Below are 21,126 nucleotides of genomic sequence, written 5' to 3' on the forward strand. Positions count from 1 at the left end.
CGATGGGGTGAGGGAAGGATTCAGGACGCGGCCTGGGGCGTCCCGAGCACGGCGCGGATCGTGGCGGCGTCGACCGGCCGGACGAGGCCCCGCTCGGTGACGATGCCGGTGATCAGGGCGGCGGGGGTGACGTCGAACGCGGGGTTGTAGACGCCGACGCCTTCGGGCGCGGTGCGGCGGCCGAAGCCCTCCGTGATCTCGCGGGGGTCGCGCTCCTCGATCGGGATCCCGGAGCCGTCGGCCAGCGAGAGGTCGAAGGTGCTGGAGGGGGCGGCGACGTAGAAGGGGATGCCGTGGGCCTTCGCCAGGACGGCCACGCCATAGGTGCCGATCTTGTTGGCGGCGTCGCCGTTGGCGGCGATCCGGTCGGCCCCGACGACGACGACCTGCACCTTGCCTTCCTTCATGACCTGGGCGGCCATGTTGTCGCAGATCAGGGTGACGTCGATGCCGCGGTTGGCCAGCTCCCAGGCCGTCAGCCGCGCCCCCTGGAGCAAAGGCCGGGTCTCGTCGGCGAAGACGTGCACCGCCTTGCCCTGCTCGTGGGCCGTGAAGATCAGGGCCAGCGCCGTGCCGTAATCGGCCGTGGCGAGCCCGCCGGCGTTGCAGTGGGTCAGCACGCCGTCGCCGGCCGCGAGCAGATCGGCACCGTGCCGGCCGATCGCGCGGCACATGGCGCGGTCCTCGTCGGCGATGGCGTGGGCCTCGGCGAGGAGGTGATCGAGCAGCGGGACCTCGGCGACGCGCCGGGCCGAATCGGCGGCGGCCTCCATGCGGTCGAGGGCCCAGAACAGGTTGACGGCCGTCGGCCGGCTGGTCCGGAGGTGCGCCGCGGCCTCGCGGAGGGCCTCCCTGATCGTGGCGGGGTCGGATGTCCCGCGCGACCGGGCGCCGATCACGGCCCCGTAGGCCGCGGCCACGCCGATGGCCGGCGCCCCGCGCACGCTGAGCGTCTTGATGGCCTGCCAGACCGACTCGACGTCGTTGCAGTCGATCTCGATGAAGCGGGTGGGCAGGAGCGTCTGGTCGATCATCCGCAGCCGGCCGCCGAGGGCGTCGCCGATCCACTGGACCGTCCGGAACGCTCGCCCGCCCTCACCGTCGGCCCCGGCCGGCGCGGCCTCCTCGCGGAGGCCGGCCCCGGGACCGCCGTCGCGGACGGTCGTCATTCGTCTTCCTCGTCGCCCTCGTCCTCGTCCTCTTCCTCGCTCTCCTCCGGGTCGATCCAGGAGTAGAACTCGGCGTAGACGTCCCAGATGCTCCGCAGCGCGTTGCGGACGTCGCCCGGCTTGAGAGCGCCGTGGGGGCCGGCGTAGCCGGCGACTTCCGAGGCGATCTTCAGCAGCTCGAGGTTCTGACGACGCATCTCCAGGAAGATCTGGCTCTGCGTGTCGAGTTCGAGGGCCTCTTCGAGCGCCTCCTCGACGTCGTGTTCGTGCTCGGCGCCGGGCTCGAGGTCGGGTTCGTGTTCGTCGTGGCTCATCAGCGTCTTCGCTCCCTTGGTCTATCTGGTCGTGGGAAAGGAGATGGCCGGGGCGTCGTCGGCGACGCGTGGTCGGTCGGCGACGGCCGGCTCGGTCAACGGAATCTCGCGGTGGATCGCGGCGGCGTCATTCCTTGGGGCTCGACGAGGCGCCGACCAGGGCCGCCGAGGGCCGGTCGCGCCAGTCTTCGAAAGGGAGCCCGAAGGTCGTCGCGACGGCCTGGTTGGTCACCCGCCCGGCGTGGACGTTGACGCCCGCCGCAACGCCCGCGTCGCGCTCGGCGACCGCGCGCCAGCCCTGGTTGGCGAGCTGCAGGACGTAGGGGAGCGTGACGTTGCAGAGGGCGTACGTGCTCGTCCGCCCCACCGCGCCGGGCATATTGGTGACGCAGTAGTGGACGACGCCGTCCACCACGTAGGTCGGCGCGTGGTGCGTGGTCGGTCGGCTGGTCTCGATGCAGCCCCCCTGGTCGATGGCGACGTCGACGATCACCGCGCCCGGCTTCATCCGGGGCAGGTCGACGCGGCGGACCAGCCGGGGCGCCCGCGCGCCCACGACCAGGACGGCGCCGATGACCAGGTCGGCCGCCTCGACGGCCTCGCGGATCGTGTGGCGGTCGGAATAGAGGGTCGTGACGTTGGGCGGCATGATGTCGTCGAGGTAGCGCAGGCGGTCCAGGTTCACGTCGAGGATCTTGACGTTGGCGCCCATGCCCGCGGCGACCTTGGCCGCGTTCGAGCCGACCACGCCGCCGCCCAGGATCGCGACTTCGGCCGGGGCCACGCCCGGGACGCCCGAGAGCAGGATGCCGCGGCCTTCCTGGGGACGTTCCAGGAACTTCGCCCCCTGCTGGATGCTCATCCGGCCGGCGACCTCGCTCATCGGGGTCAGCAGCGGCAGGGCGCCGCGGGCGTCGCGGAGGGTCTCGTAGGCGATGGCCGTCGCGCCGCTGGCGATCACGGCCCGGGTGAGGGCCTCGTCGGCGGCGAAGTGGAAGTAGGTGAAGAGGGTCTGGCCGGGGCGGATCCGGGGCCATTCCGACGGCATCGGCTCCTTCACCTTGACCACCAGGTCGGCCTGGGCCCAGATGTCGGCGACGTCCGCCGCGATCGTCGCGCCGGCGGCCTCGTACTGGGCGTCGGCCAGGCCGCTCCCCTGCCCCGCGCCGGCCTCGACGAGGACCTTATGCCCGGCCTGGGTCAGCTCCTCGACGCCGACGGGCAGCATCGCGACGCGGTATTCGTCGGACTTGATCTCCTTCGGCACCCCAACGATCATCGGCTCGCGACCCCCCGCCCCGTCTGCTCCGCGGCGCGCGACGACGCGCCCTCGATTCGTCATAAACATTCGATCAGACGGAGCTTCCCGAATCAAGGGATCGTCCCGCAATCGCCGCGGGCGGGCGGGCTCAGGGGCCGGGCAGGACGACCTCCAGGACGTTGGTGGCCACCGGCTCCATCCGGCCCTCCTGATACACGACCCGGATCCTGTAGGCGCCCGGCGCCAAGAGCGCGTACAGGCCGCGGACGTCGACGGGCTCCCAGGCCGCGTCGACCTCGCCGGGCTCGAGATTCCGGCCGGCGTTCTTCTCGCGGGGCCCCTCCGGGTCGAACGCCCTGCGAAGCGACAGGCCGGCGGGCGTCGAGGGGGCGGGCTCGCCGTCGGGACGGGTCACGTCGATCCGGTGGTTGGGCCAGAATCCGCTGTGCCAGACCGTGCGGCCGCGCCGATCCACGTTCTGGATCTCGTAGCGGACGATGATCGGGTCGTCGGGGCGGGCCGGAGTCGTCTCCAACCGGATCCGCGAGCGGAGCCCGTCCGAGGGGCCACCCCAGGGACGTCCCGCATCGGCCGGGCCTTCCGGGTCGGGCGCGAGATCCTCACGATCCGACCCGAAGGCCGCGGCGAGCGCCCAGCAAAGGGCCACGAGCAACGTGTCCATCCCGACCGCACGCAGGATCATCGCAGCCTCCCCTCGTCGAACGCCCGTCCCGATCATGACGTCGGCGATCCCGCGATTCCACCCGACCGTCCCGTGTCGCGGGCCGAGCCGACGAGGCGTTCGAGGATTTTCCGCTCAAGCCGCATCACGCGACTCGTCGGGGCGGCCGGAAACCGCTTTGCGGCGACGTGCGGCCCCGACCAGGCCGAGCGCCCCCATCGCGATCACCGAGAGCATCATCGATCCGGGCTCGGGCACGCAGAGGCAGTCGTCGGTCACTGTGTAGCCGTCGGGGGCCTGTCCCGGCGCGGGAAGGAACGGCATGTTCGGCGAGCTGGCCCAATTCGTGATGAGCCCGGACATCACGTTCGACATCCCGGCCGTCCACGCGAAGTTGGCGAGGTCCGTGCCGCCGTTCTGGTTGATGGAGTAGCCCCAGGTGAAGCCCGCGAGCCAGTGGATCTCCATGCCGGAGTAGGAGACGAGCGCCGTCTCGAAGGTGATCGAGTTCCCCTTGTTGGCGCTCGACTGGCTGGCGATGTCGATGAACTGGGAGCCGGGGACGTTGTTGAGCATCCCCTGATCGGCCGTGTTCGCCTCGGGCGTCGTCCAGTAGAACGGCAGCGGGTCGTCGCGGTTGAAGGGGTCGAGGTACGGCGGAGGGCCGATCGTGCCGACGCCGCCGGTCACCACCTGCACCCACTGGTAGTTCATCTTGCACGCGTCGGGATCCACGTTGAGCACCGCCTGCATGATCGCGCCGTTGCGATTGGGCAGCTTCGGATCCTGGTAGAACCCCGAGTCCGTGTACGGGTTCCGGGGGGTGTAGGCCGCATTGGCGTCGGCCGTCCAGCCGTAATAGTTGGTGATCTGGAGCTGGCCGACCAAGGCGTCGTCGCAGTACACGTCCATCGGGTTGGGGTCGACCGGCTTCTGGATCAGGCCCCCGAAAGCCTGCGAGGCCGTCGCCAGGCCCATGAAGGCCGCGACGAGCCAGCGCATCGGGACTCGGCCCGCCCCGAGTGCCCGCCCCTCGCGACGCGCCCCGACGCGGGCGCCCACAGCCGTCATCGCTGCCATAGCGGCCTCCGATCAGTTTGATACCGTCATTTCTTGTTTTTCTTCATGCTTTCACGTCTGAATCCGAATCCCTGGCTCGGATCGTCGCAGAGGATAGACGAGGCCGCGGGGGGCGGACAGGGCCGCCACCCGCGGGGGTCGAATATTATGAACCTAATGGCCGATTTCGGTGAAAAGGCAGGACGCGCGTTGCGGGCCGGCAACATTTGGAAGGCGAGGACGGCGATCGCGGCGTCGGACGCCCCGAAGATCCGCGAGGTCGTCGCGGCGGCGGGCGGAGCGAGCGGGCGCAGCCCCCCCGATTGTGGGACCGGGACGGCGGGCCTAGAATGGAGGCTCCCGAGGCGGATGCGGCGACGACGCGCCGTCCGATTTCGAGTGGTCGTTTGAGGAGAGTTTCCGATGCGCGAATCGAGCGTGCGCAGGGGCCTGGTCGCGGTCGCCGCGGCGGCGACCGTCCTGATGCTGGGCGCCCAGAAGGCCGGCGACGTCCCGAGCGCCCTGGAGGCGGATCCGGCCGGCTGGAGCGACCTGCTCGCCCCCTCGGGCGCGGGCCTCGACGCCTGGACCCGCGAGCCGATCCCCGGCGGCGGCGACCTGATCGAGTCCTCGCCCTGGAAGCTCGACGCCTCGACCGGCGTCCTGTCCGCCGTCGCCCCCGGCGCCGACCGCGAATGGCTGCGGCTCGACCAGGTGTTGCTCGACTTCATCCTCCACGTCGAGTGGCGGATCGTCCCCGACCCGGCCGCGAAGGCCCCCGGCGGCGGGGTCTACGTCCGCAACTCCAACGACGCCGGCAAGTGGCACAGGGCCCAGCTCGGCGACGGCAAGGGGGGCTACCTCGTCGGCGCGACCTATGCCAACCAGGTCGCCAAGCCCTTCAACCTCGAAGCCGAGGTCAAGGACCAGCGCGTGAAGCCCGCCGGCGAATGGAACACCTATGAACTCACCTGCAAGGGCCGGTCCGTGACCCTCTGGGTCAACGGCGCCGTGGCGAACCAGTGGAAAGGCTGCGGCGTCCCCCGCGGCTACATCGGCCTCGAAGTCGACGGCGGCCGCGTCGAGTTCCGCAACGTCAAGCTCAAGTCGCTTTGAGCCATCCGGACCCTGACGGCCTTCCCTCGCGGGGAAGGTGGCCGAAGGCCGGATGAGGGGGAGGACGTGTAAGGCGGACGACGTCTATAGGTGCGGCTTGCCGGTGTTCCGAGGAGGCGACATGATCCAGTCCGGCCGACGCGGCCGCTACCACTGGTTGGTCTCGGAAACCGCACTGCCATCGCTTGGAGAGGCAACCGTCCGATTCCATCCCGGGGCGCGTCTCTGCATCACCGCCTACGATAGCGGGCCGATCCAACCGTGGCCCGAAGAAGAAGGGTTGGGCTGGACGACCCGAGGAAGCGTCATGATGAGCCCGCCCCTCGCCGGTGGGCTCCACATCCCGCAGGATGACTACGACGAGTGGTATCTCCTTAATGAACCGCCACGCCCCGACTGGCGACCCGAAATCTTCGTGAACTACAGCGGATTCAGTCTGGTGCCCGTCGACGATCCGACGAGCGATCGCCTCGGCCTGGAGTACCTGGTTCCCATCCAGGAACGGTTCTGGGCCCAAATCGAGCAGATCGACCCTGCGTCGTACATTGCGATAGGCGACCAGGACGTCGTCGTCTCGAAACATCGCGAATTCATCGATCACATACGTGATAACAAATGATTATTTGATAATATTTATTTAGATGATAGTTCGCGGGTCAACCTCAAGCTGGTCGATCTGCCCTTTTCGGCTGGCTCGTCGCCCCCCTCATCCGGCCCTTCGGGCCGCCTTCCTCCGCGAAGGGAGGAGGCTGTTGTGGTCTACGATGACTGATCGAACTCCACGCCGAACCGCTTCAACGCGGCGCGAAGGCGGTCGAGCGACGCTTCGGGGACGACGACGGAGACGGGGCCGAGGCGGTCGCCGAGGAGGGGGCGGGTTTCGGGGTGCTGGAGGACGCCGTCGAGCACCTCGGCGGACGGGGCGGTGAGGACGAGGAGCTTGCGGGCGGGCCAGGGCTTGGCGTCGGCGGCGAGCGCGGAGGGGCGCATCATCAGGCGGACGGCGGCCGGCGGACCTTCGCCCGTTCGGCGACGGAACCAGTCGGACAGGACGCCGAGGGTCATCCCCGCGTCGACGCCGCGTTCGAGCGACGCGGTGGAGATCGTGAATCGCCGACGCGCCGCGGTCCCACGCGTCGGGGAGGTCGCCATGGGCTCCTCGTCGGCGAACCGGGCCAGTTCGGCTTCGACGAGGAGGTCGGAGCGGGCGGGGTCGAGGGTCAGGGTGACGCCGTCGGCCTCGGCGGTCACGCAGCGCTCGGGGGGGAGCCGATAGTCGCGCGACGCCGAGGTGCTGATCCGGCCGGTCGGGATGTCTTGCGCGTCCTCGACCAGCAGGAAGCGGTCGCCGACCGCGACGAACGGCCGCCGCGCGACGCCCTCGGCGGTCCAGGTGGCCAACGCCTGGTCGCGATCGGCGCGGGCGATGAACTCGATCAAAGTCGCGGAGGGGTAGAACGTCACCTGCTCGCGGCGGTCGGCCCAGCGGTCGACGGCGTCCTTGACGCTCCCGGGCAGGGCGCGCTGGCTGTGCTTGGCCAGGACTTCGAGGATCTGCGCGGCCGAGAACCCCCATTCCAGCCCCAGCGCGATCGATTCCTGCGTCAGCCGAAGCTCGACCGCCGCGCCGATCTTCGACCACCAGGCGAACCGGCTCAGGCGGCCGATGATCGGCGGCGTCAGGCCCTGGCGATAGGCGATGATCTCCAGGTTGGGCTGGACGAACAGGAAGTGGTCGAACGTCGGCCGCGGCGGCGGGGGCGGGCCGACCGCCATGACGTATCGCCCCAGCGGCGTGAGCTGGACGACCCGGCGTCGCGACTCCTGCTCCTCGGCGACCTTGACCAGGCCCAGGGCGTAGGCCCCGCCCAGGAGGATGCGCTCCAGCACGCGCGTCGCCTGGGCCTCCTTCGTGAACGTCTGGCCGCGTTTGGCCGCGCGGGCGCGGCGGGCGTTGGCGGCGGCCTCGTCCTCGAAGGCCACGCGCTCCCAGCCGGGGGCCTGGGCGTCGAGCCTCGCGGCGAGGTCGTCGAGCGCAATCCAGGCCTCGGGCTCGACGGTGGCGAGCCAGAGGAGCACGGCCGGGCGGAGGTAGATCAGGGGCAGCCCCGGCGACGGCGCCTCGGGCGTCGGCTCCGCCCACTCGGCCCACGACCGCAGGCCGAGCCAGGCCGAGGCGATCATCTGGGGCAGATGGACGGCGTTCTCGGTCCAGAACTCGGCGGGGGCGGCGTGCAGCGACTCGTCGGTCCGGTCGACGTGGATCAGGCCCACGCGGCGTGCCAGGCCCATCCAGAGCGTCGCCAGCGCGGGAAGCTCGACGATCGCGTCGTCGATCGTCGCGGTCAGGACGCCGTCGTCCTCGATCCTCTCGCGGTCGCGTTTGTAGAGGACGCCCTGCTGGGTCCGCCGCAGCGGGCCCGCGCCGGTGCGCTGCCAGAGGGCGGCCAGGCGGAGGATCGGCTCCAGGCCGTCGGACTCGCGGACCTGGGCCACCGGTCCCGCGGTCGCGAGCGGCGGGTCGATCGGCAGCCGCAGACGCCCTCCCTGGATGAGCGCCGGGTGGGCCCAGGCCTCGACCTCGCCCGCCGCCGACGAGACCAGGAGCGTCGTCGGGTCGACTCCCTCGAACTCGACCGGCGCCTCGACGGTCAGCAGGCCGCGCCGGAAGAGGCCGATCAGGACGGCGTCGGCGTCGACCGCGAGCGCCGCCAGGGCGTGTCGGAGGCCGGCCAGGGGCCAGCTCCGGGCTTCGGTCAGGCCGAACAGTCCCAGGGCCAGACGATCGCCGTCGGTCAGGCCCTTGCGGAGGAGGGCCTGGGTGAGAGGATCGTCGACCTGGTCGGTCAGCTCGGCGGCGAGAGTCGAGGCGCGCGTCGCCTCGGATTCGTGGTTGCGGAGCTGGGCGATCGCGCGGAGGACGGCGTAAGGGGTGCGCGCGAGGAGGCTGCGGAAGACGAACCGGGGGTCGGCGTCCTCGGCGAACAGGCTGGGCGGCTTTCCCGACCGTTCGGCGGCGGCGCCGGTGCTGGGGCTGGGTATCGAGGCCATGACGTCGTTCCACCTCGCCTCAGCGCGCGATCCGGGGGGTGTGGCCCATCTTCCGCAGCTCGTCGACGGCCGCGTCGGCCTCGTCGGGCTTCACCAGCAGGACGGTCTCGGACAGCCGGGCGAGCACCAGGCGGGCCAGGGTCTTGCGCGCCAGCAGCTCCTCCGCGAGGATCGGCTCCGACGTCCGTATCAACGTCACGTTCCTGTGCAGCTTGACCGGGGTCCGGACGTTCGCTCGTGTCATCGGTCGGGTCCAGGTCGGGGACGGTTCGATCCGCGGTCGAGCACGATCGGCCCGCCGGCGTCAGCCGCCGGCCTTCGACTCTTCGAGGATCTGGGCCGACAGCTCGGATTCGTCGAGGATCTCATAGCTGTAGCCCTGCTCGGTGAGGAAAAGCTGGCGGTGGTGGGCGAAATCCATCTCGCGGGTGTCGCGCGTCACCAGGGTGTAGAAGCAGGCGGGCCGCTCCTCCTCCTTGGGGCGGAGGATCCGGCCCAGCCGCTGGGCCTCCTCCTGACGGCTGCCGAAGGTCCCCGAGACCTGGATCATGACGTTGGCGTCGGGGAGGTCGATCGCGAAGTTGCCGACCTTCGAGAGCACCAGCCGGCGGATCTCGCCGGTGCGGAACCGCGCGTAGAGGTCCTCGCGCTCGCCGTTGGTCGTCGAGCCGGTGATGATCGGGATGTCGAACCGCTCGGCGATCCGGCGGAGCTGCTTGATGTACTGGCCGATGACCAGGACGCGGTCCTCGGGATGGTCGTGGCGGCCCAGCAGCTGCTCGATCAACTCGTCCTTGACGGGGTTCTCGCTGGCGAGCCGGAACTTGTCGCGCCACTCGGCGATGGCGTACTCCATTCGCAGCGCGGGCGGCAGGCCCAGGCGGATCTCGTGGCACTGGGCCTCGGCGATCCAGCCCCGCGACTCCAGCACCCGCCAGGGGACGTCGTACTTCTTGGGGCCGATCAGGCTGAAGACGTCTTCCTCGCGATGGTCCTCGCGGACCAGGGTCGCGGTCAGCCCCAGCCGCCGGCGGGCCTGGATGTCGGCCGTGATCCGGAAGACGGGGGCCGGCAGCAGGTGGACCTCGTCGTAGATGATCAGGCCCCAGTCGCGGCTGTTGAACAGGCCGAAGTGGGGGAAGTCGCCGTCCTTCCGGGGCCGGTAGGTGACGATCTGATAGGTCGCCAGCGTCACCGGCGCGATGGCCTTGGACTCGCCGGTGTAGGTGGCGACCTGCGAGTCGTCGAGGTCGGTCTTGTCGAGGATCTCGCGCCGCCACTGCTCGACCGACGTCGTGCTGGTGGTCAGGACGAGCGTCTCGGTCTTCAGCTGGGCGAGGGCGGCGATGCCCACGATCGTCTTGCCCGCGCCGCAGGGGAGGACGATGACGCCCGAGCCCCCCTTGACGTCGCCGCCGGCGTGGAAGGTGTCGACGGCCCCGCGCTGGTAGTCGCGGACCTTGAACGGGTGGCCCGATCGCGAAATCTCGCGCAGGCCGACTTCCAGGGCCGTCCCCTGCGCGTAGCCGGCGAGGTCCTCGGCCGGGTAGCCGACGGCGATCAGGCCCTGCTTGAGCACGCCCCGGTCGATGTCCTCGACGGCGAAGCTGACGGGGTCGATCCGCTCGCCCAGGTATTCGCGCACGCCCTTCTGCCGCGCCAGCTCCTCGATCAGGGGCTGGTCGCCGGCGATCAGGCGGAGCGCCCCGTCGATGCGCTGGAGCTTCACGCGGCCGTAACGCCCGACCATGTCGCGGAGGTCGGCCGGCAGGTTCGTCGGCAGCGGGAACTTCGAGAACTTCTCCAGGGCCGCGACCATGGCGTCGGACGACAGGCCGGCCGCGGCGGCGTTCCAGAGCGAGAGCGGGCTCAGCCGATACGTGTGGATATGCTCAGGGCTCTTCTCCAGCTCGGCGAACGGCGCGATGGCGTCGCGGGCCTCGGCGTGCAGCGGATTGTCCACCTCCAGGAGGATCGTCTTGTCCCCCTGGACGATCAGCGGGTTGGCCGGGTTGTACTGCATGGGCTCCTTGCCGGGTCGGATCGAGTGAGCAGGACGAACGGGCCGTCGGCGTCGCGCCACCGGGACCTCGGAACGCGAACGCTCCATGTTAGACGGACGCGTCGCGGGTGGCAAGGTCACGAACCGGCGCCGAGGACCTCCACCCGCATCCGGTTCCGGTAGGTCCCCGCCCGATGCCCCACGCAGTCCCACCCCCGGCCGACGGAGGTGCCGGCCAGCGTGACGTAGATCGTGGCCGCCGACGTCGGCTCGTCGCCCGCCAGGCTGAACTCGATCGCGTTCGCCGGGGCCCCCCAGCCGGCCGTCGGGGAGAGCTGCGTATCGAGCTGCGCCGACCAGTCGTCCATGGTGATCCGCGCGACGGCCGCGTCCTGGTCGAAAAGCGTGATCGTCAGCGGCTCGCCCCGGGCCAACGGCCCGCCGGCCAACTGCCGGAACGGGCCCTTCTCACCGCTCGTGGCTTCGACCACGCGGAACCGGCCGGTCGCGTCCAGGAACGCGAACCGCAGCGGCCGGCCGACGGGATAATCCATCGGCTTCACCTCGACGCGCGTCTCCGGGCAGGGCGAGAACGCCAGCGACAACCGCCGATGCCCCGAGACATCGACGTCGCAGAACGAGTTCAGGTGCGACCACACGCGCTTTGGGAGGAACGATATCGGCTCCAGCACGATCGGCCCGTCCGCCGAGGTGACGCGAAGGGCGGCGTCGTAGTCGGACCGATACCGCAGGTCGAGCCCGCCGGGGATCGCCTCGGCCCCGACCAGCCGGAACTCGCGGCCCTCGCGCAGGCGGGACGGCACGAGGATCGTCGGCGCGCCGTCCGGCGACCGGCTGAGGAACCGCAAAAGGGGCTGCACCGAGATCGTCAGCGGCTTCGCCTTGATCGAAGCCGAGCCATCGCCGAGGTGGACGAACAGGCCGGGCTTCAGCCCTCCCTCAACCGGGGCGACGCGGCGGATCTCCGCCGGCATCGAATAGGGCGACGGGTGTGTATCCGCGACGGGGGGGCGGAAGCCCAGGGGAAGCAAGGCGCCGAACGCAGCCGCCGCCATCTGGACGAGGGTTCGCACGCGTCCGCCACCGTCCCTCCGATCGCGGAAGGGCACCAGCACCGCGATGTTCATCACGACGGCGACGCAGAAGAACGTGAAGAGCGCCGCGTAGGCGAACGTCGTCGGGAAAGCACGCATGGCGGAAAACCCGGCGAAATACCAGGCGATCGGGAACGCCGCCAGGAGAGTGACGAGGACCGCCACCCGCCCGCGACGAGCCGCCCAGACGGCCGTCGCGACCGTCGCCAAAACGACGACCGGCGCGACGCGGTTCGTCCAGAAACGCAGGTGGTCGACGGGGAAGCCGCCGGGCGCGAGCCACCACCACCCGGCCGCCGCCACGGCGTGCAGCCCCAGCACGAGGAGCCAGAAGATCCGCCACGGCGAGGCCATCGTCGCCGATCCCATCGAGAAGCCTCCGGTCGTCGGGATTATCGCGCCGGGCCGACGCCACGGCAGGCTCTACGACATTTGTAACAGTTTCGTCCACCGGCATCAAGCCGCGCCAGCCCCGGCCCCGAGGAGGCGTATTCGCGCCGCGACCGCTTGACGGCGTCGTCCGGCGGGGGATACACTCGGGCCTCACAATTCGGCGCGCATCTTATCCAGAGTGGCTGAGGGAAGGGCCCTACGACGCCACAGCAACCGGTCCGCCGACAAGGCGGATGCTGGTGCTAACTCCTGCCCAGCGCCCGCTCGGGCGATCCCGGGGACGATTTCCTCGGATCGACGAACGCGGTGCACATGGGACAGATAAGATGGTTTTCGGCGGGGGCGCTGCATACCGGCCTCCCCCCCTCGAAGCCACCTGACCGCCCCCCCGATTTCGACTCTGGCTGGGATACGCGACGACGCGGACGGATGATGATCCGTCCGATCGAACATGCATTCCAGGCCGACTCGAAAATGTCACGAAACTCGAAGCGTCCGCGAATCCGCCCGGCCGTCCGCCGCCCGCGACGTCGCGTCCGCTGTACCACTTTCGCATGATGGGGGCCGAACTGGTGTCAGGTGAACTGGTGACGGGTCTGAAGTGTCGTCTCTGCGGCAAGCTCTACCCCAAGGAAGCGCTCAACTTCTGCACCGACGACTTCGGGCCGCTGGAAGTCGCGTACGACTACGAGGCCGTCGGCCGCACGTTCACCCGCGAGGCGATCGCGACCCGCCCCCGCAACATGTGGCGCTATCGCGAGCTGCTCCCGGTCGACGGCGAGCCGACCGTCGGCCGCCACGTCGGCGGCACCCCCCTGATCCGCGCCGACCGGCTGGCGAAGCTGCTGGGCGTCGCCGAGCTGTACATCAAGAACGACGCCGTGAACCATCCGTCGCTCTCGTTCAAGGACCGGGTCGTCGCCGTGGCGCTCTCGAAGGCGGTCGAGCTGGGCTTCGAGACCGTCGGCTGCGCGTCGACGGGGAACCTCGCCGGCAGCGTGGCCGCGAACGCCGCGGCGGCCGGGCTCGAGGCCTACGTCCTGATCCCCGAGGGGCTCGAACAGGGCAAGGTCCTCGGCGCCACGATCTACGGCGCGAAGGTCGTGGCCGTCCGGGGCAACTACGACCACGTCAACCGGCTCTGCTCGCAGATCGCCTTCCGCTACGGCTGGGGGTTCGTGAACGTCAACCTGCGCCCCTTCTACGCCGAGGGGTCGAAGTCGATGGGCTTCGAGATCGCCGAGGAACTCGGCTGGCGCGCCCCCGACCAGGTCGTCGCGCCGATGGCCGGCGGCAGCCTGATCGGCAAGCTCCACAAGTCGTTCCTGGAGCTGGAGACGCTCGGCCTTCTGAACGGCCCCGTGCGGACCAAGATGTTCGGCGCCCAGGCGACCGGCTGCAACCCGATCTCCAACACGGTGAAGACCGGCGCGGGCAAGGTGAAGCCGGTTCGCAACCCGGAGACGATCGCCAAGAGCCTGGCCATCGGCGACCCGGCCGACGGCTGGTTCGCCTCCAAGCTCATCCGCGAGACCGGCGGCTGGAGCGAGGACGTGAGCGACGACGCCATCGTCGACAACATGCGGCTGCTCGCCGAAACCGAGGGCGTGTGGGCCGAGACCGCCGGCGGCGTCACCCTGGCCGTCGCCCGCAGGCTCATCGACGAGGGCAAGATCGACCGCGACGGCTCCATCGTCCTCTGCATCACCGGCAACGGCCTCAAGACGCAGGAAGCCCTCGTCGACCACCTGCCCCGTCCCGTGGTGATCAGGCCGACGCTCGAAGAGTTCGAAGCCCTCGTCGAAGCCGGCGTCCCCGCCGTCCTCGCCTCGGCCTGACCTTCCCTTCTCCCGCCGGGAGAATGTGCCGCGCAGCGGCGGATGAGGGGCGTCAAGCAAAGAGTCGGTTTGGGTTCGAGAAGCGCAGGTCCGCTCGAAGCGCGTCGACCCTCATCCGGCCCTCCGGGCCGCCTTCTCCCGGGGGGAGAAGGGGAGTACGGGCGTCGCTGACTTCACATCGTGTATAGAATCTCTCTGTAGACAGGATTTCCTTCATGGCACTGGTCCGCATCCCGACCCCCCTCCGGCCCCAGACGGGCGGACTCGACAAGGTGGAGGCCGCCGGCTCGACGGTCGGCGAGGTCCTGGCCGACCTCGGCCGCCAGCACCCGGCGATCCAGGATCGCCTGTTCGACGGCGCCGAGATCCGCCGCTTCGTCAACATCTACGTCAACAACGAGGACGTCCGCTTCCTCGACGACATGGACACGCCGGTCGCCGACAAGGACGAGGTCAGCATCATCCCGGCCGTCGCCGGCGGCTGACCCGCGAACCGCCCGCCCCGCCCCGACCGAGACTCGACGCACGACCCGGAGCCCGACATGCCCGCGCCCGCCCCCGCCGCGACGACCCCCGACCCGCTCGACCGCTACTCGCGCCAGGTCCGCTTCCCCGCCCTCGGCGAGGCCGGCCAGCGCGCCCTGATGAAGAGCCGGGTGACGCTCTGCGGCTGCGGCGCCCTGGGGACCGTCCTGGCCAACCACCTCGCCCGCGCCGGGGTCGGCCACCTGCGGATCATCGACCGCGACTTCATCGAGACCCACAACCTCCAGCGCCAGATCCTCTTCGACGAGCAGGACGTCGCCGACAACCTCCCCAAGGCCGAGGCCGCCGCGCGGAAGCTCCGGCTGATCAACAGCAGCATCGAGATCGAGCCGGTGGTCACCGACATCGACCACACGAACGCGATCGACCTGATGGGCGACGCCGACCTGATCCTCGACGGCACCGACAACTTCGAGACCCGCTACCTGATCAACGACGCCTCGGTGAAGCTGAACAAGCCCTGGATCTACGGCGGGGTCATCGGCTCGGAAGGCCAGACGATGACCATCATCCCCGGCGAGACCCCCTGCCTGCGGTGCGTGATCGAGACCGCGCCCCCGCCGGGGATGACCCCCACCTGCGAGACGGCCGGCGTGCTGGGGCCGGCGGTCGCCGTGATCGCCTCGTTCGAGGCCGTCGAGGCGATCAAGATCCTCTCGGGGGCGAAGGCCGCGCTCAACCGCGACCTGATCATGGTCGACCTGTGGGACTGGACCTTCCGCCAGCTCAAGATCTCGGGCCTGCACGGCAAGGTCGACTGCCCCTGCTGCAAGCATCGCAAGTTCGAATGGCTGGAGGGCGAGATGGGCTCGCACACGACGGCCCTCTGCGGGCGCAACGCCGTGCAGGTGGCCAGCCGCCGGCCCGAGCCGCTCAAGTTCGCCGAGATGGCCGACCGCCTGAAGGGCGTCGGCGACGTCCGCCACAACGCCTTCATGCTCCGGTTCGCCACCGAGGGCTACGAGTTCACCGTCTTCCCCGACGGCCGGGCCATCATCAAGGGGACCAACGACATCGCCAAGGCGCGCACGCTCTACTCGCAGTTCGTCGGCGTCTGAGCCGCGGCCCCGCTTCTGACCGATCTCTCGCTCGCCCGCGAGCCCGCCGCCGCGGCCGACCTCCCTGGAGCCTGCCATGATCTATCTGGACAACGCCGCCACCAGCTTCCCCAAACCCGAGGCGGTGTATCAGGAACTCGACCGCTTCGCCCGCCGCTCCCTCGCCAACCCCGGCCGCGCCGGGCACCGCATGGCGATGGCGGCCGAGAAGATGCTGGACGACGTCCGCCACGCCTTGAACCAGTTCTTCCGCGGCGAGGCCCCCGACCGCTGGATCTTCACGCTCAACTGCACCGACGCCCTCAACATGGCGATCAAGGGGATCGTCCAGGAGGGCGACCACGTCGTCCTGACCGACCTCGAGCACAACTCGATCAGCCGGCCCATCCGCGCGCTCGAGAAGGCGGGCAAGATCACGTCGACCCGCGTCGTCTCGCGCGACGGCTACGTCGCGGCCGAGGACGTCGCCGCCGCGATCACCCCCAAGACGACCCTGGTCGCCATGACCCACGCCAGCAACGTGCTGGGGACCGTCCAGCCGATCGCGGCCGTCGCCCAGGCCGTCCGCGCCGCCGGGGCGCTCTTCCTGGTCGACGCCGCCCAGTCCGCCGGCGTCGTGCCGATCGACCTGAAGGCGACCCCCATCGACCTGCTCGCCCTGCCCGGCCACAAGGGCCTGTACGGCCCGACCGGCACCGGCGCGCTCTACGTCGGCCCCCGCGTCGACGGCCGGATCCGCGCCTGGCGCGAGGGGGGGACCGGCGGCGACTCGTCCAGCGAGCTGCAGCCGACGCTCCGCCCCTACTTCCTCGAAGGCGGATCGCCCAACGTCCTGGGCCTCGCCGGCCTGGGCAAGGGGATCGCCTGGGTCGCCGAGCGCGGGCCCGACGCCCTCCGCAAGCACGAGGTCGGACTGCTCCAGCAGGTCGTCGACTGGGCCGGCCGCTCCGAGGGCTGGCGCGTCGCCGGCCGCTGGGACCCCGAGACCCACGTCGGAGCCCTCTCGCTCTTCACCCCCGACGGCCTCCCCCCCCAGGACCTGGCCGCCATCCTCGACGTGACGTTCGACATCGCCGTCCGCCCCGGCCTGCACTGCGCCCCCTACATCCACCGCAACCTGGGCTCGTTCCCCGACGGCCTGCTGCGGCTCTCTCCTTCGCCCTTCACGACGTCCGACGAGATCGCCCAGTTCCTCGGGGCCCTCTCCGAGATCACCGCCGGCGTGGCCTGACGGTCGATCCCAGTTGCTCGTCGATCGGTCGCGGAGGGAGAGTCAGACTCCGATTGATGGATACGTTTCGCTCGTCGAAAACGCCGAGGGTCGTCCTCGGTCGGTCGCCCGGGGGGCGTGTGCAACTCCCCAGGCGACCGCCGAGGCGGCCCTCGAAAACGGCGCCAAACAATCTGAGACCTGATCGCGAATCGGACCGTTCCGACTCTCGCGACGGCTCAGCGCGGCAGGCGACCGCGGAGCGGATCGCGGCGCCAGGCCAGCGCGCCGACCAGCCCGAGCCCGAGCAGGGCGAGCGAGCCGGGCTCCGGGACGGCCGTGACCGAGACGCCGCCCTGGATGTAATCCAGCGCCTGGGCTGACGTCGCGACGGCGACGCCGTAGGTGGGGCCGTTTCCGAAGTCGCCGCCGCTCCAGAAGTTGACCACGCGGCCGCCGCCAATGTCGAAGAGCAGCCCGTAGATGTCGAAGAATCCGCCGTGGAATTCGTAGTCCGAGGCGGTCTGCGGCGAGCCGTTCGGCCAGAACAGGTTGGTATAGCTCAGGCTGTTGTTGCTGATGGGATCCAGCCCCGACTGGACGGAGAACCTGCTGAAATCGTTCGGCGCCAGGAGATTGGTGGATTCGGGCGCGTCTCGCCTGATCGCCACGAGACCGAGGATCGCCGCGTCGACGATGCCCAGGCCGTTGTTGGAATCGGAGAAGGTCCCGCGGATCCCGGTCACCTCGAATGCGTCGGGATACTTCGCGTCCGTCGCCGGGCCGTAAGTCAATTCGATGACGCCGCCGACCCCCGGGCTGGCGAAGCTGAAATTGAACGTGCCGGCCTGCACCTGGCTCGCGAACGACGCCGACAGCAGCATCGCCGAGACGACGAGTTTCTTGATCATATGCTAAATCTCCTGATTTCCAAACGTGCCCAAACACCGAAGTCCGAAGATCTTAGCCGTGGAAACCAGCGAGGGCAATCACCTAACCTCTCACCGTCCCGAGGGCCTGCCGACGGCGTCGTTTCATCACGCTTTTCCCGACCGGGCGTTCGTGGACGATCCGAGAGTTCAGGCGGCTCGGGTTCGCCTTTCGTCGTTTTGAACGCCACAGCCGCAAGTCATGGCGGCTTGCTCGCGCCTTAAAGCTCCGAGGGTTGCACCGGATTTCTCTCGAGTCGTCGCCCGGCAGTCGGACGCTTTCCGATCGCCCCGCGACCGGATTCCGCCGTTCGACGCCCGGCCCCTCCGAGCGATCTCGTAAACGATTCGACCGTTATGTCGTATCCTCTTAGGTAGGGCCTCGGCCGGATCGCTCTTCACTCACCCGGGTCCGACGAGGCCTGGAGAAACGACGTGAAAGACGACTAACGAACCCAATTCCAGAGGCCTGTTAGATCGACCTAAATCAATTTCAACGAATGACTTGTGACGGATTTGACCTCCAAGAATTGCGCAGTAACGAAACCAAGTGAAGCCGACCGGCGATCCGGGCACCAGACGACGGCGCTGGATTTTTCACAAAACCTTTGATAATCGAAACTTAAAGCAGATCTTCCTGACATCGCCGGCCCCCGACGATCTCGATTTCGAGCTACCCGACGCCTCGGCCGATGAGCTACACTCGATGCTCCCCAGTCGGCCTCTCAGGACGCCACGCCCCGCCTACCCGCACCGGAGATCCTCGCCCGATGTCGCTCGCCGGCCTGTTCGCGGTCCTGGTCATCGGGTTGAATTTCGTCGCCCTGCCCTTCCTGCTGATGCTGCTGCTCTCGGCGCTGGCGGCCCTCTTCGCTTCGCGGCGGACGAAGCTGCCGGCCTCGCCGGAATCGCGGTTCCTGATCGTCATCCCGGCGCATGACGAGCGGGAGGGGATCGCCCGGACGGTCCAGAGCTGCCGGGCTCAGGCGTATCCGGTCGAGCTGTTCCAGGTCCTCGTCATCGCCGACAACTGCACCGACGAGACCGCCGCCATCGCCGAGGCCGAGGGGGCCGAGGTCGTCGTCCGGAACACGACCGACAGGCGGACCAAGGGGTACGCGCTCGAGTACCTGATCGAGCGGCTCCAGGAATCGGGCCGGTTCGACCGCCTCGACGCCCTTGTGATCATCGACGCCGACACGGTGGCCTCGGCCGACCTCCTGCGCAAGTTCGACGCCAGGATCCGCGAGGGGGCCGACTGGCTCCAGTGCTACTACACGGTCGCCAACGCCGACGCCTCGTGGCGGACCCGGCTCATGACCTACGCCTTCAGCCTGGTCAACGGCGTCGGCCCGTTCGGGCTGGACCGGCTCGGCCTCAGCTCGCCGCTGAACGGCAACGGCATGGGCTTCACGACCCGGGGCCTGAAGCGGGTGCCGTGGAAGGCGTATGGGCTGGTCGAGGACTACGAGTATTCGTGGATCGTCCGCATGGCCGGCGAGCGGATCGCGTTCGTCCCCGACGCCGTGGTGAAGGCGACCATGCTGGAGCAAGGCGGCGAGGCCGCCGCCGCCCAGCGCCGGCGGTGGGAGTTCGGCCGCAAGGAGATCAAGAAGCGGCTCTTCGGCGAGGTCCTCCGCGACCGCCGCATGGGCCTGTTCGAGCGGCTGGCTTCGGCCGTCGAGCTGAAGACGCCGCCGATGATGAAGCTGCTGGCCGCGCTGACCTTGCTGGCGTTCCTGAACGCCGCGGCCGCGTTCGCCTTCGCCGACCCGCTGGCGCACCCGGCGTCGTGGGTCCTGCTGGGCTCGACCCTGCTGATGATCGCCGCGGTCGGCCTTTACGCCCTGGCCCCGTTCGCCGTATTCGGCCTGCCCCTCGGCTACCTGGCGACGCTCGCCTACATCCCGATCTATGCGGCCTGGAAGCTGACCGTCCGGCTCGGCGACAAGCCGGCGGAGTGGGTGCGGACCGCGCGGACCGCCGGCCGCTGACGGGGGCCGCGAGGGGACCAGCATCTTGCCAACCCGTGTATAATCGAGTCAGATTGATAGGATTGAACACAGGGTCCAGGATGGGGCCAGTCGGGTCTTTGGGGCGCCGGAATCCTCCGGCCCCCGGCCGTCTCCCGTGATCGTCCGCCCGGCCGACCGGAACGCCGTCCCGATCCGTGTGCATGTTCGAATATGCTCGGGCCGGGTCGCGACCACGTTTGGCGCGGCCGACGGGCGTATCACTGGAGATCTTCGATGTCTGTCCGCGTCGGTATCAACGGTTTCGGTCGCATCGGGCGCCTCGTCTTCCGCGTGCTCGCCCAGCAGCCCGACAAATTCGACGTCGTTGCCATCAACGACCTGGCCGATCCCAAGCACCTGGCCTACCTGCTCAAGTACGACAGCGTCCACGGCCGCTTCAAGGGGACCGTCGAGGCCGCCGACAAGGCCCTGATCGTCAACGGCAAGAAGGTCGCGATCACGTCCGAGAAGGATCCGGTCAACCTGCCCTGGAAGTCCCTCGGCTGCCAGGTCGCCCTCGAGTCGACCGGCTTCTTCACGAGCAAGGAACAGCTCCAGAAGCACATCGACGCCGGCGCCGAGCGCGTCATCCTGAGCGCCCCGGCCAAGGACACGCTCGACGCCACGATCGTCCTCGGCGTGAACGACCAGGTCATCAACAAGGACCTGAGGATCGTCTCGAACGCCTCGTGCACGACGAACTGCCTCGCCCCGCTCGCCAAGGTGATCAACGACACCTTCGGCATCGAGAAGGGCCTGATGACGACGATCCACGCCTACACGAACGACCAGCGCGTGGCCGACCAGATCCACAGCGACCTGTACCGCTCGCGCGCCGCGGCGATCAACATGATCCCGACCAAGACGGGCGCCGCCAAGGCCGTCGGCGAGGTCATCCCCGAGCTGAACGGCAAGCTCACGGGCTTCGCCATGCGGGTCCCCGTGCCCGACGGCTCGGTCGTCGACCTCACCGCGATCCTCAAGAAGAGCGTCACCAAGGACGAGCTGAACGGGGCCGTCAAGGCGGCCGCCGAAGGCCCGCTGAAGGGGATCCTCGAGTACAACCCGGACCCGATCGTCTCCAGCGACATCGTCGGCAACCCCCACTCGTCGATCTTCGTGCCCGACCAGACGATCGTCCTGGACGGCAACTTCGTCAAGGTCCTCTCGTGGTACGACAACGAGTGGGGCTACTCGAACCGGACCGCCGAGCTGATCGCCAAGCTGGGCGCCCTCTGAGCTGAGTTGAGTTGAGCTGATTCGCCGAGCCGGGCCCGACCGCCCGCCGCGTCTCGATTCGATCCATCGGCCCGCTTCGACGCCGTCCCCGGCCCACCGGGGCCCGTGACGGAGCGGGCCTTTTTTCTT

The 21,126-nt window shown here is 69.5% G+C and carries 18 protein-coding genes and 1 riboswitch; of the genes, 8 read left to right on the top strand and 10 right to left on the bottom strand.

Annotation, left to right across the window (positions count from 1 at the left end; genetic code table 11):
- Positions 1 to 20 precede the first annotated feature (20 nt).
- The 5 genes from mtnA to PZE19_RS08845 form a co-directional block, all read right to left on the bottom strand.
- The gene (gene mtnA, locus PZE19_RS08825) at positions 21 to 1,169 is read right to left on the bottom strand and encodes an S-methyl-5-thioribose-1-phosphate isomerase (RefSeq protein WP_277860218.1); all 1,149 of its coding nucleotides are present in this window, start codon (positions 1,167 to 1,169) and stop codon (positions 21 to 23) included.
- Entirely contained in the window at positions 1,166 to 1,483 is a 318-nt protein-coding gene (locus tag PZE19_RS08830; protein ID WP_277860219.1) for a hypothetical protein, read from the bottom strand. The genes mtnA and PZE19_RS08830 overlap by 4 nt, the downstream gene beginning before the upstream one ends.
- Positions 1,484 to 1,610: 127 nt before the next feature.
- A complete protein-coding gene (gene ald / locus PZE19_RS08835; protein ID WP_277860220.1) occupies positions 1,611 to 2,762 on the bottom strand; it encodes an alanine dehydrogenase in 1,152 nt (383 codons plus the stop codon).
- A gap of 130 nt (positions 2,763 to 2,892) precedes the next feature.
- Positions 2,893 to 3,447, bottom strand: a complete 555-nt coding sequence (locus tag PZE19_RS08840; protein WP_277860221.1) for a hypothetical protein — start codon at positions 3,445 to 3,447, stop codon at positions 2,893 to 2,895.
- Positions 3,448 to 3,561: 114 nt separating this feature from the next.
- Complete coding sequence (locus PZE19_RS08845) at positions 3,562 to 4,428, bottom strand: PEP-CTERM sorting domain-containing protein (protein ID WP_277860222.1); 867 nt, start codon at positions 4,426 to 4,428, stop codon at positions 3,562 to 3,564.
- A 480-nt stretch (positions 4,429 to 4,908) separates the two neighbouring features.
- Here PZE19_RS08845 and PZE19_RS08850 point away from each other — a divergent pair, with 480 nt between their 5' ends.
- A complete protein-coding gene (locus PZE19_RS08850) occupies positions 4,909 to 5,601 on the top strand; it encodes a 3-keto-disaccharide hydrolase (RefSeq protein WP_277860223.1) in 693 nt (230 codons plus the stop codon).
- 121 nt (positions 5,602 to 5,722) lie between these two features.
- Positions 5,723 to 6,220: a hypothetical protein gene (locus tag PZE19_RS08855; protein ID WP_277860224.1), complete on the top strand. Its 498-nt coding sequence runs from the start codon at positions 5,723 to 5,725 to the stop codon at positions 6,218 to 6,220.
- 140 nt (positions 6,221 to 6,360) lie between these two features.
- Here the strand turns inward: PZE19_RS08855 and PZE19_RS08860 are convergent, their stop codons facing one another.
- From PZE19_RS08860 to PZE19_RS08875, 4 genes are all read right to left on the bottom strand, one after another.
- Positions 6,361 to 8,652, bottom strand: a complete 2,292-nt coding sequence (locus PZE19_RS08860) for a helicase-associated domain-containing protein (protein WP_277860225.1) — start codon at positions 8,650 to 8,652, stop codon at positions 6,361 to 6,363.
- Positions 8,653 to 8,671: 19 nt separating this feature from the next.
- Positions 8,672 to 8,896 (bottom strand): hypothetical protein, encoded by a 225-nt coding sequence (locus PZE19_RS08865; RefSeq protein ID WP_277860226.1) that lies wholly within the window; start codon positions 8,894 to 8,896, stop codon positions 8,672 to 8,674.
- A 60-nt stretch (positions 8,897 to 8,956) separates the two neighbouring features.
- Positions 8,957 to 10,675 (bottom strand): DNA repair helicase XPB, encoded by a 1,719-nt coding sequence (locus tag PZE19_RS08870; protein WP_277860227.1) that lies wholly within the window; start codon positions 10,673 to 10,675, stop codon positions 8,957 to 8,959.
- A gap of 116 nt (positions 10,676 to 10,791) precedes the next feature.
- Positions 10,792 to 12,138 (bottom strand): hypothetical protein, encoded by a 1,347-nt coding sequence (locus PZE19_RS08875; RefSeq protein WP_277860228.1) that lies wholly within the window; start codon positions 12,136 to 12,138, stop codon positions 10,792 to 10,794.
- Between the two features lie 190 nt (positions 12,139 to 12,328).
- A riboswitch (SAM riboswitch) is annotated at positions 12,329 to 12,449 on the top strand.
- 285 nt (positions 12,450 to 12,734) lie between these two features.
- Between PZE19_RS08875 and thrC the strand changes: the two genes are divergently transcribed.
- The 4 genes from thrC to PZE19_RS08895 all read left to right on the top strand — a co-directional run bounded on the left by thrC (position 12,735) and on the right by PZE19_RS08895 (position 16,835).
- The gene (thrC, locus tag PZE19_RS08880; RefSeq protein ID WP_277860229.1) at positions 12,735 to 14,000 is read left to right on the top strand and encodes a threonine synthase; all 1,266 of its coding nucleotides are present in this window, start codon (positions 12,735 to 12,737) and stop codon (positions 13,998 to 14,000) included.
- Between the two features lie 215 nt (positions 14,001 to 14,215).
- A complete protein-coding gene (locus PZE19_RS08885; RefSeq protein ID WP_277860230.1) occupies positions 14,216 to 14,485 on the top strand; it encodes a MoaD/ThiS family protein in 270 nt (89 codons plus the stop codon).
- Positions 14,486 to 14,542: 57 nt separating this feature from the next.
- Positions 14,543 to 15,604 carry a ThiF family adenylyltransferase gene (locus PZE19_RS08890; protein WP_277860231.1) on the top strand — a complete coding sequence of 354 codons (1,062 nt, stop codon included), beginning with the start codon at positions 14,543 to 14,545 and terminating at the stop codon, positions 15,602 to 15,604.
- Positions 15,605 to 15,680: 76 nt separating this feature from the next.
- On the top strand, positions 15,681 to 16,835 hold the full coding sequence (locus tag PZE19_RS08895; RefSeq protein ID WP_277860232.1) for an aminotransferase class V-fold PLP-dependent enzyme: 1,155 nt from the start codon (positions 15,681 to 15,683) through the stop codon (positions 16,833 to 16,835).
- 218 nt (positions 16,836 to 17,053) lie between these two features.
- Here PZE19_RS08895 and PZE19_RS08900 read toward each other — a convergent pair whose 3' ends face one another.
- A complete protein-coding gene (locus PZE19_RS08900) occupies positions 17,054 to 17,725 on the bottom strand; it encodes a PEP-CTERM sorting domain-containing protein (RefSeq protein WP_277860233.1) in 672 nt (223 codons plus the stop codon).
- Positions 17,726 to 18,513: 788 nt separating this feature from the next.
- On the opposite strand from PZE19_RS08900, the gene PZE19_RS08905 reads away from it, so the two are divergent.
- Both PZE19_RS08905 and gap read left to right on the top strand, forming a co-directional pair.
- The gene (locus tag PZE19_RS08905; RefSeq protein ID WP_277860234.1) at positions 18,514 to 19,737 is read left to right on the top strand and encodes a glycosyltransferase family 2 protein; all 1,224 of its coding nucleotides are present in this window, start codon (positions 18,514 to 18,516) and stop codon (positions 19,735 to 19,737) included.
- Between the two features lie 255 nt (positions 19,738 to 19,992).
- Positions 19,993 to 20,997: a type I glyceraldehyde-3-phosphate dehydrogenase gene (gap, locus tag PZE19_RS08910; RefSeq protein ID WP_277860235.1), complete on the top strand. Its 1,005-nt coding sequence runs from the start codon at positions 19,993 to 19,995 to the stop codon at positions 20,995 to 20,997.
- Positions 20,998 to 21,126 lie beyond the last annotated feature (129 nt).

The organism is Paludisphaera mucosa, from assembly GCF_029589435.1.
GTDB classification, from domain to species: Bacteria; Planctomycetota; Planctomycetia; order Isosphaerales; family Isosphaeraceae; genus Paludisphaera; species Paludisphaera mucosa.

What these genes read in the sequence shown, in the direction of transcription:
- mtnA (WP_277860218.1), bottom strand. Translation starts at nt 1,169, where the DNA reads ATGACGACCGTCCGCGACGGCGGTCCCGGGGCCGGCCTCCGCGAGGAG.
- PZE19_RS08830 (WP_277860219.1), bottom strand. Translation starts at nt 1,483, where the DNA reads ATGAGCCACGACGAACACGAACCCGACCTCGAGCCCGGCGCCGAGCAC.
- ald (WP_277860220.1), bottom strand. Translation starts at nt 2,762, where the DNA reads ATGATCGTTGGGGTGCCGAAGGAGATCAAGTCCGACGAATACCGCGTC.
- PZE19_RS08840 (WP_277860221.1), bottom strand. Translation starts at nt 3,447, where the DNA reads ATGATCCTGCGTGCGGTCGGGATGGACACGTTGCTCGTGGCCCTTTGC.
- PZE19_RS08845 (WP_277860222.1), bottom strand. Translation starts at nt 4,428, where the DNA reads ATGCGCTGGCTCGTCGCGGCCTTCATGGGCCTGGCGACGGCCTCGCAG.
- PZE19_RS08850 (WP_277860223.1), top strand. Translation starts at nt 4,909, where the DNA reads ATGCGCGAATCGAGCGTGCGCAGGGGCCTGGTCGCGGTCGCCGCGGCG.
- PZE19_RS08855 (WP_277860224.1), top strand. Translation starts at nt 5,723, where the DNA reads ATGATCCAGTCCGGCCGACGCGGCCGCTACCACTGGTTGGTCTCGGAA.
- PZE19_RS08860 (WP_277860225.1), bottom strand. Translation starts at nt 8,652, where the DNA reads ATGGCCTCGATACCCAGCCCCAGCACCGGCGCCGCCGCCGAACGGTCG.
- PZE19_RS08865 (WP_277860226.1), bottom strand. Translation starts at nt 8,896, where the DNA reads ATGACACGAGCGAACGTCCGGACCCCGGTCAAGCTGCACAGGAACGTG.
- PZE19_RS08870 (WP_277860227.1), bottom strand. Translation starts at nt 10,675, where the DNA reads ATGCAGTACAACCCGGCCAACCCGCTGATCGTCCAGGGGGACAAGACG.
- PZE19_RS08875 (WP_277860228.1), bottom strand. Translation starts at nt 12,138, where the DNA reads ATGGGATCGGCGACGATGGCCTCGCCGTGGCGGATCTTCTGGCTCCTC.
- PZE19_RS08885 (WP_277860230.1), top strand. Translation starts at nt 14,216, where the DNA reads ATGGCACTGGTCCGCATCCCGACCCCCCTCCGGCCCCAGACGGGCGGA.
- PZE19_RS08890 (WP_277860231.1), top strand. Translation starts at nt 14,543, where the DNA reads ATGCCCGCGCCCGCCCCCGCCGCGACGACCCCCGACCCGCTCGACCGC.
- PZE19_RS08895 (WP_277860232.1), top strand. Translation starts at nt 15,681, where the DNA reads ATGATCTATCTGGACAACGCCGCCACCAGCTTCCCCAAACCCGAGGCG.
- PZE19_RS08900 (WP_277860233.1), bottom strand. Translation starts at nt 17,725, where the DNA reads ATGATCAAGAAACTCGTCGTCTCGGCGATGCTGCTGTCGGCGTCGTTC.
- PZE19_RS08905 (WP_277860234.1), top strand. Translation starts at nt 18,514, where the DNA reads ATGTCGCTCGCCGGCCTGTTCGCGGTCCTGGTCATCGGGTTGAATTTC.
- gap (WP_277860235.1), top strand. Translation starts at nt 19,993, where the DNA reads ATGTCTGTCCGCGTCGGTATCAACGGTTTCGGTCGCATCGGGCGCCTC.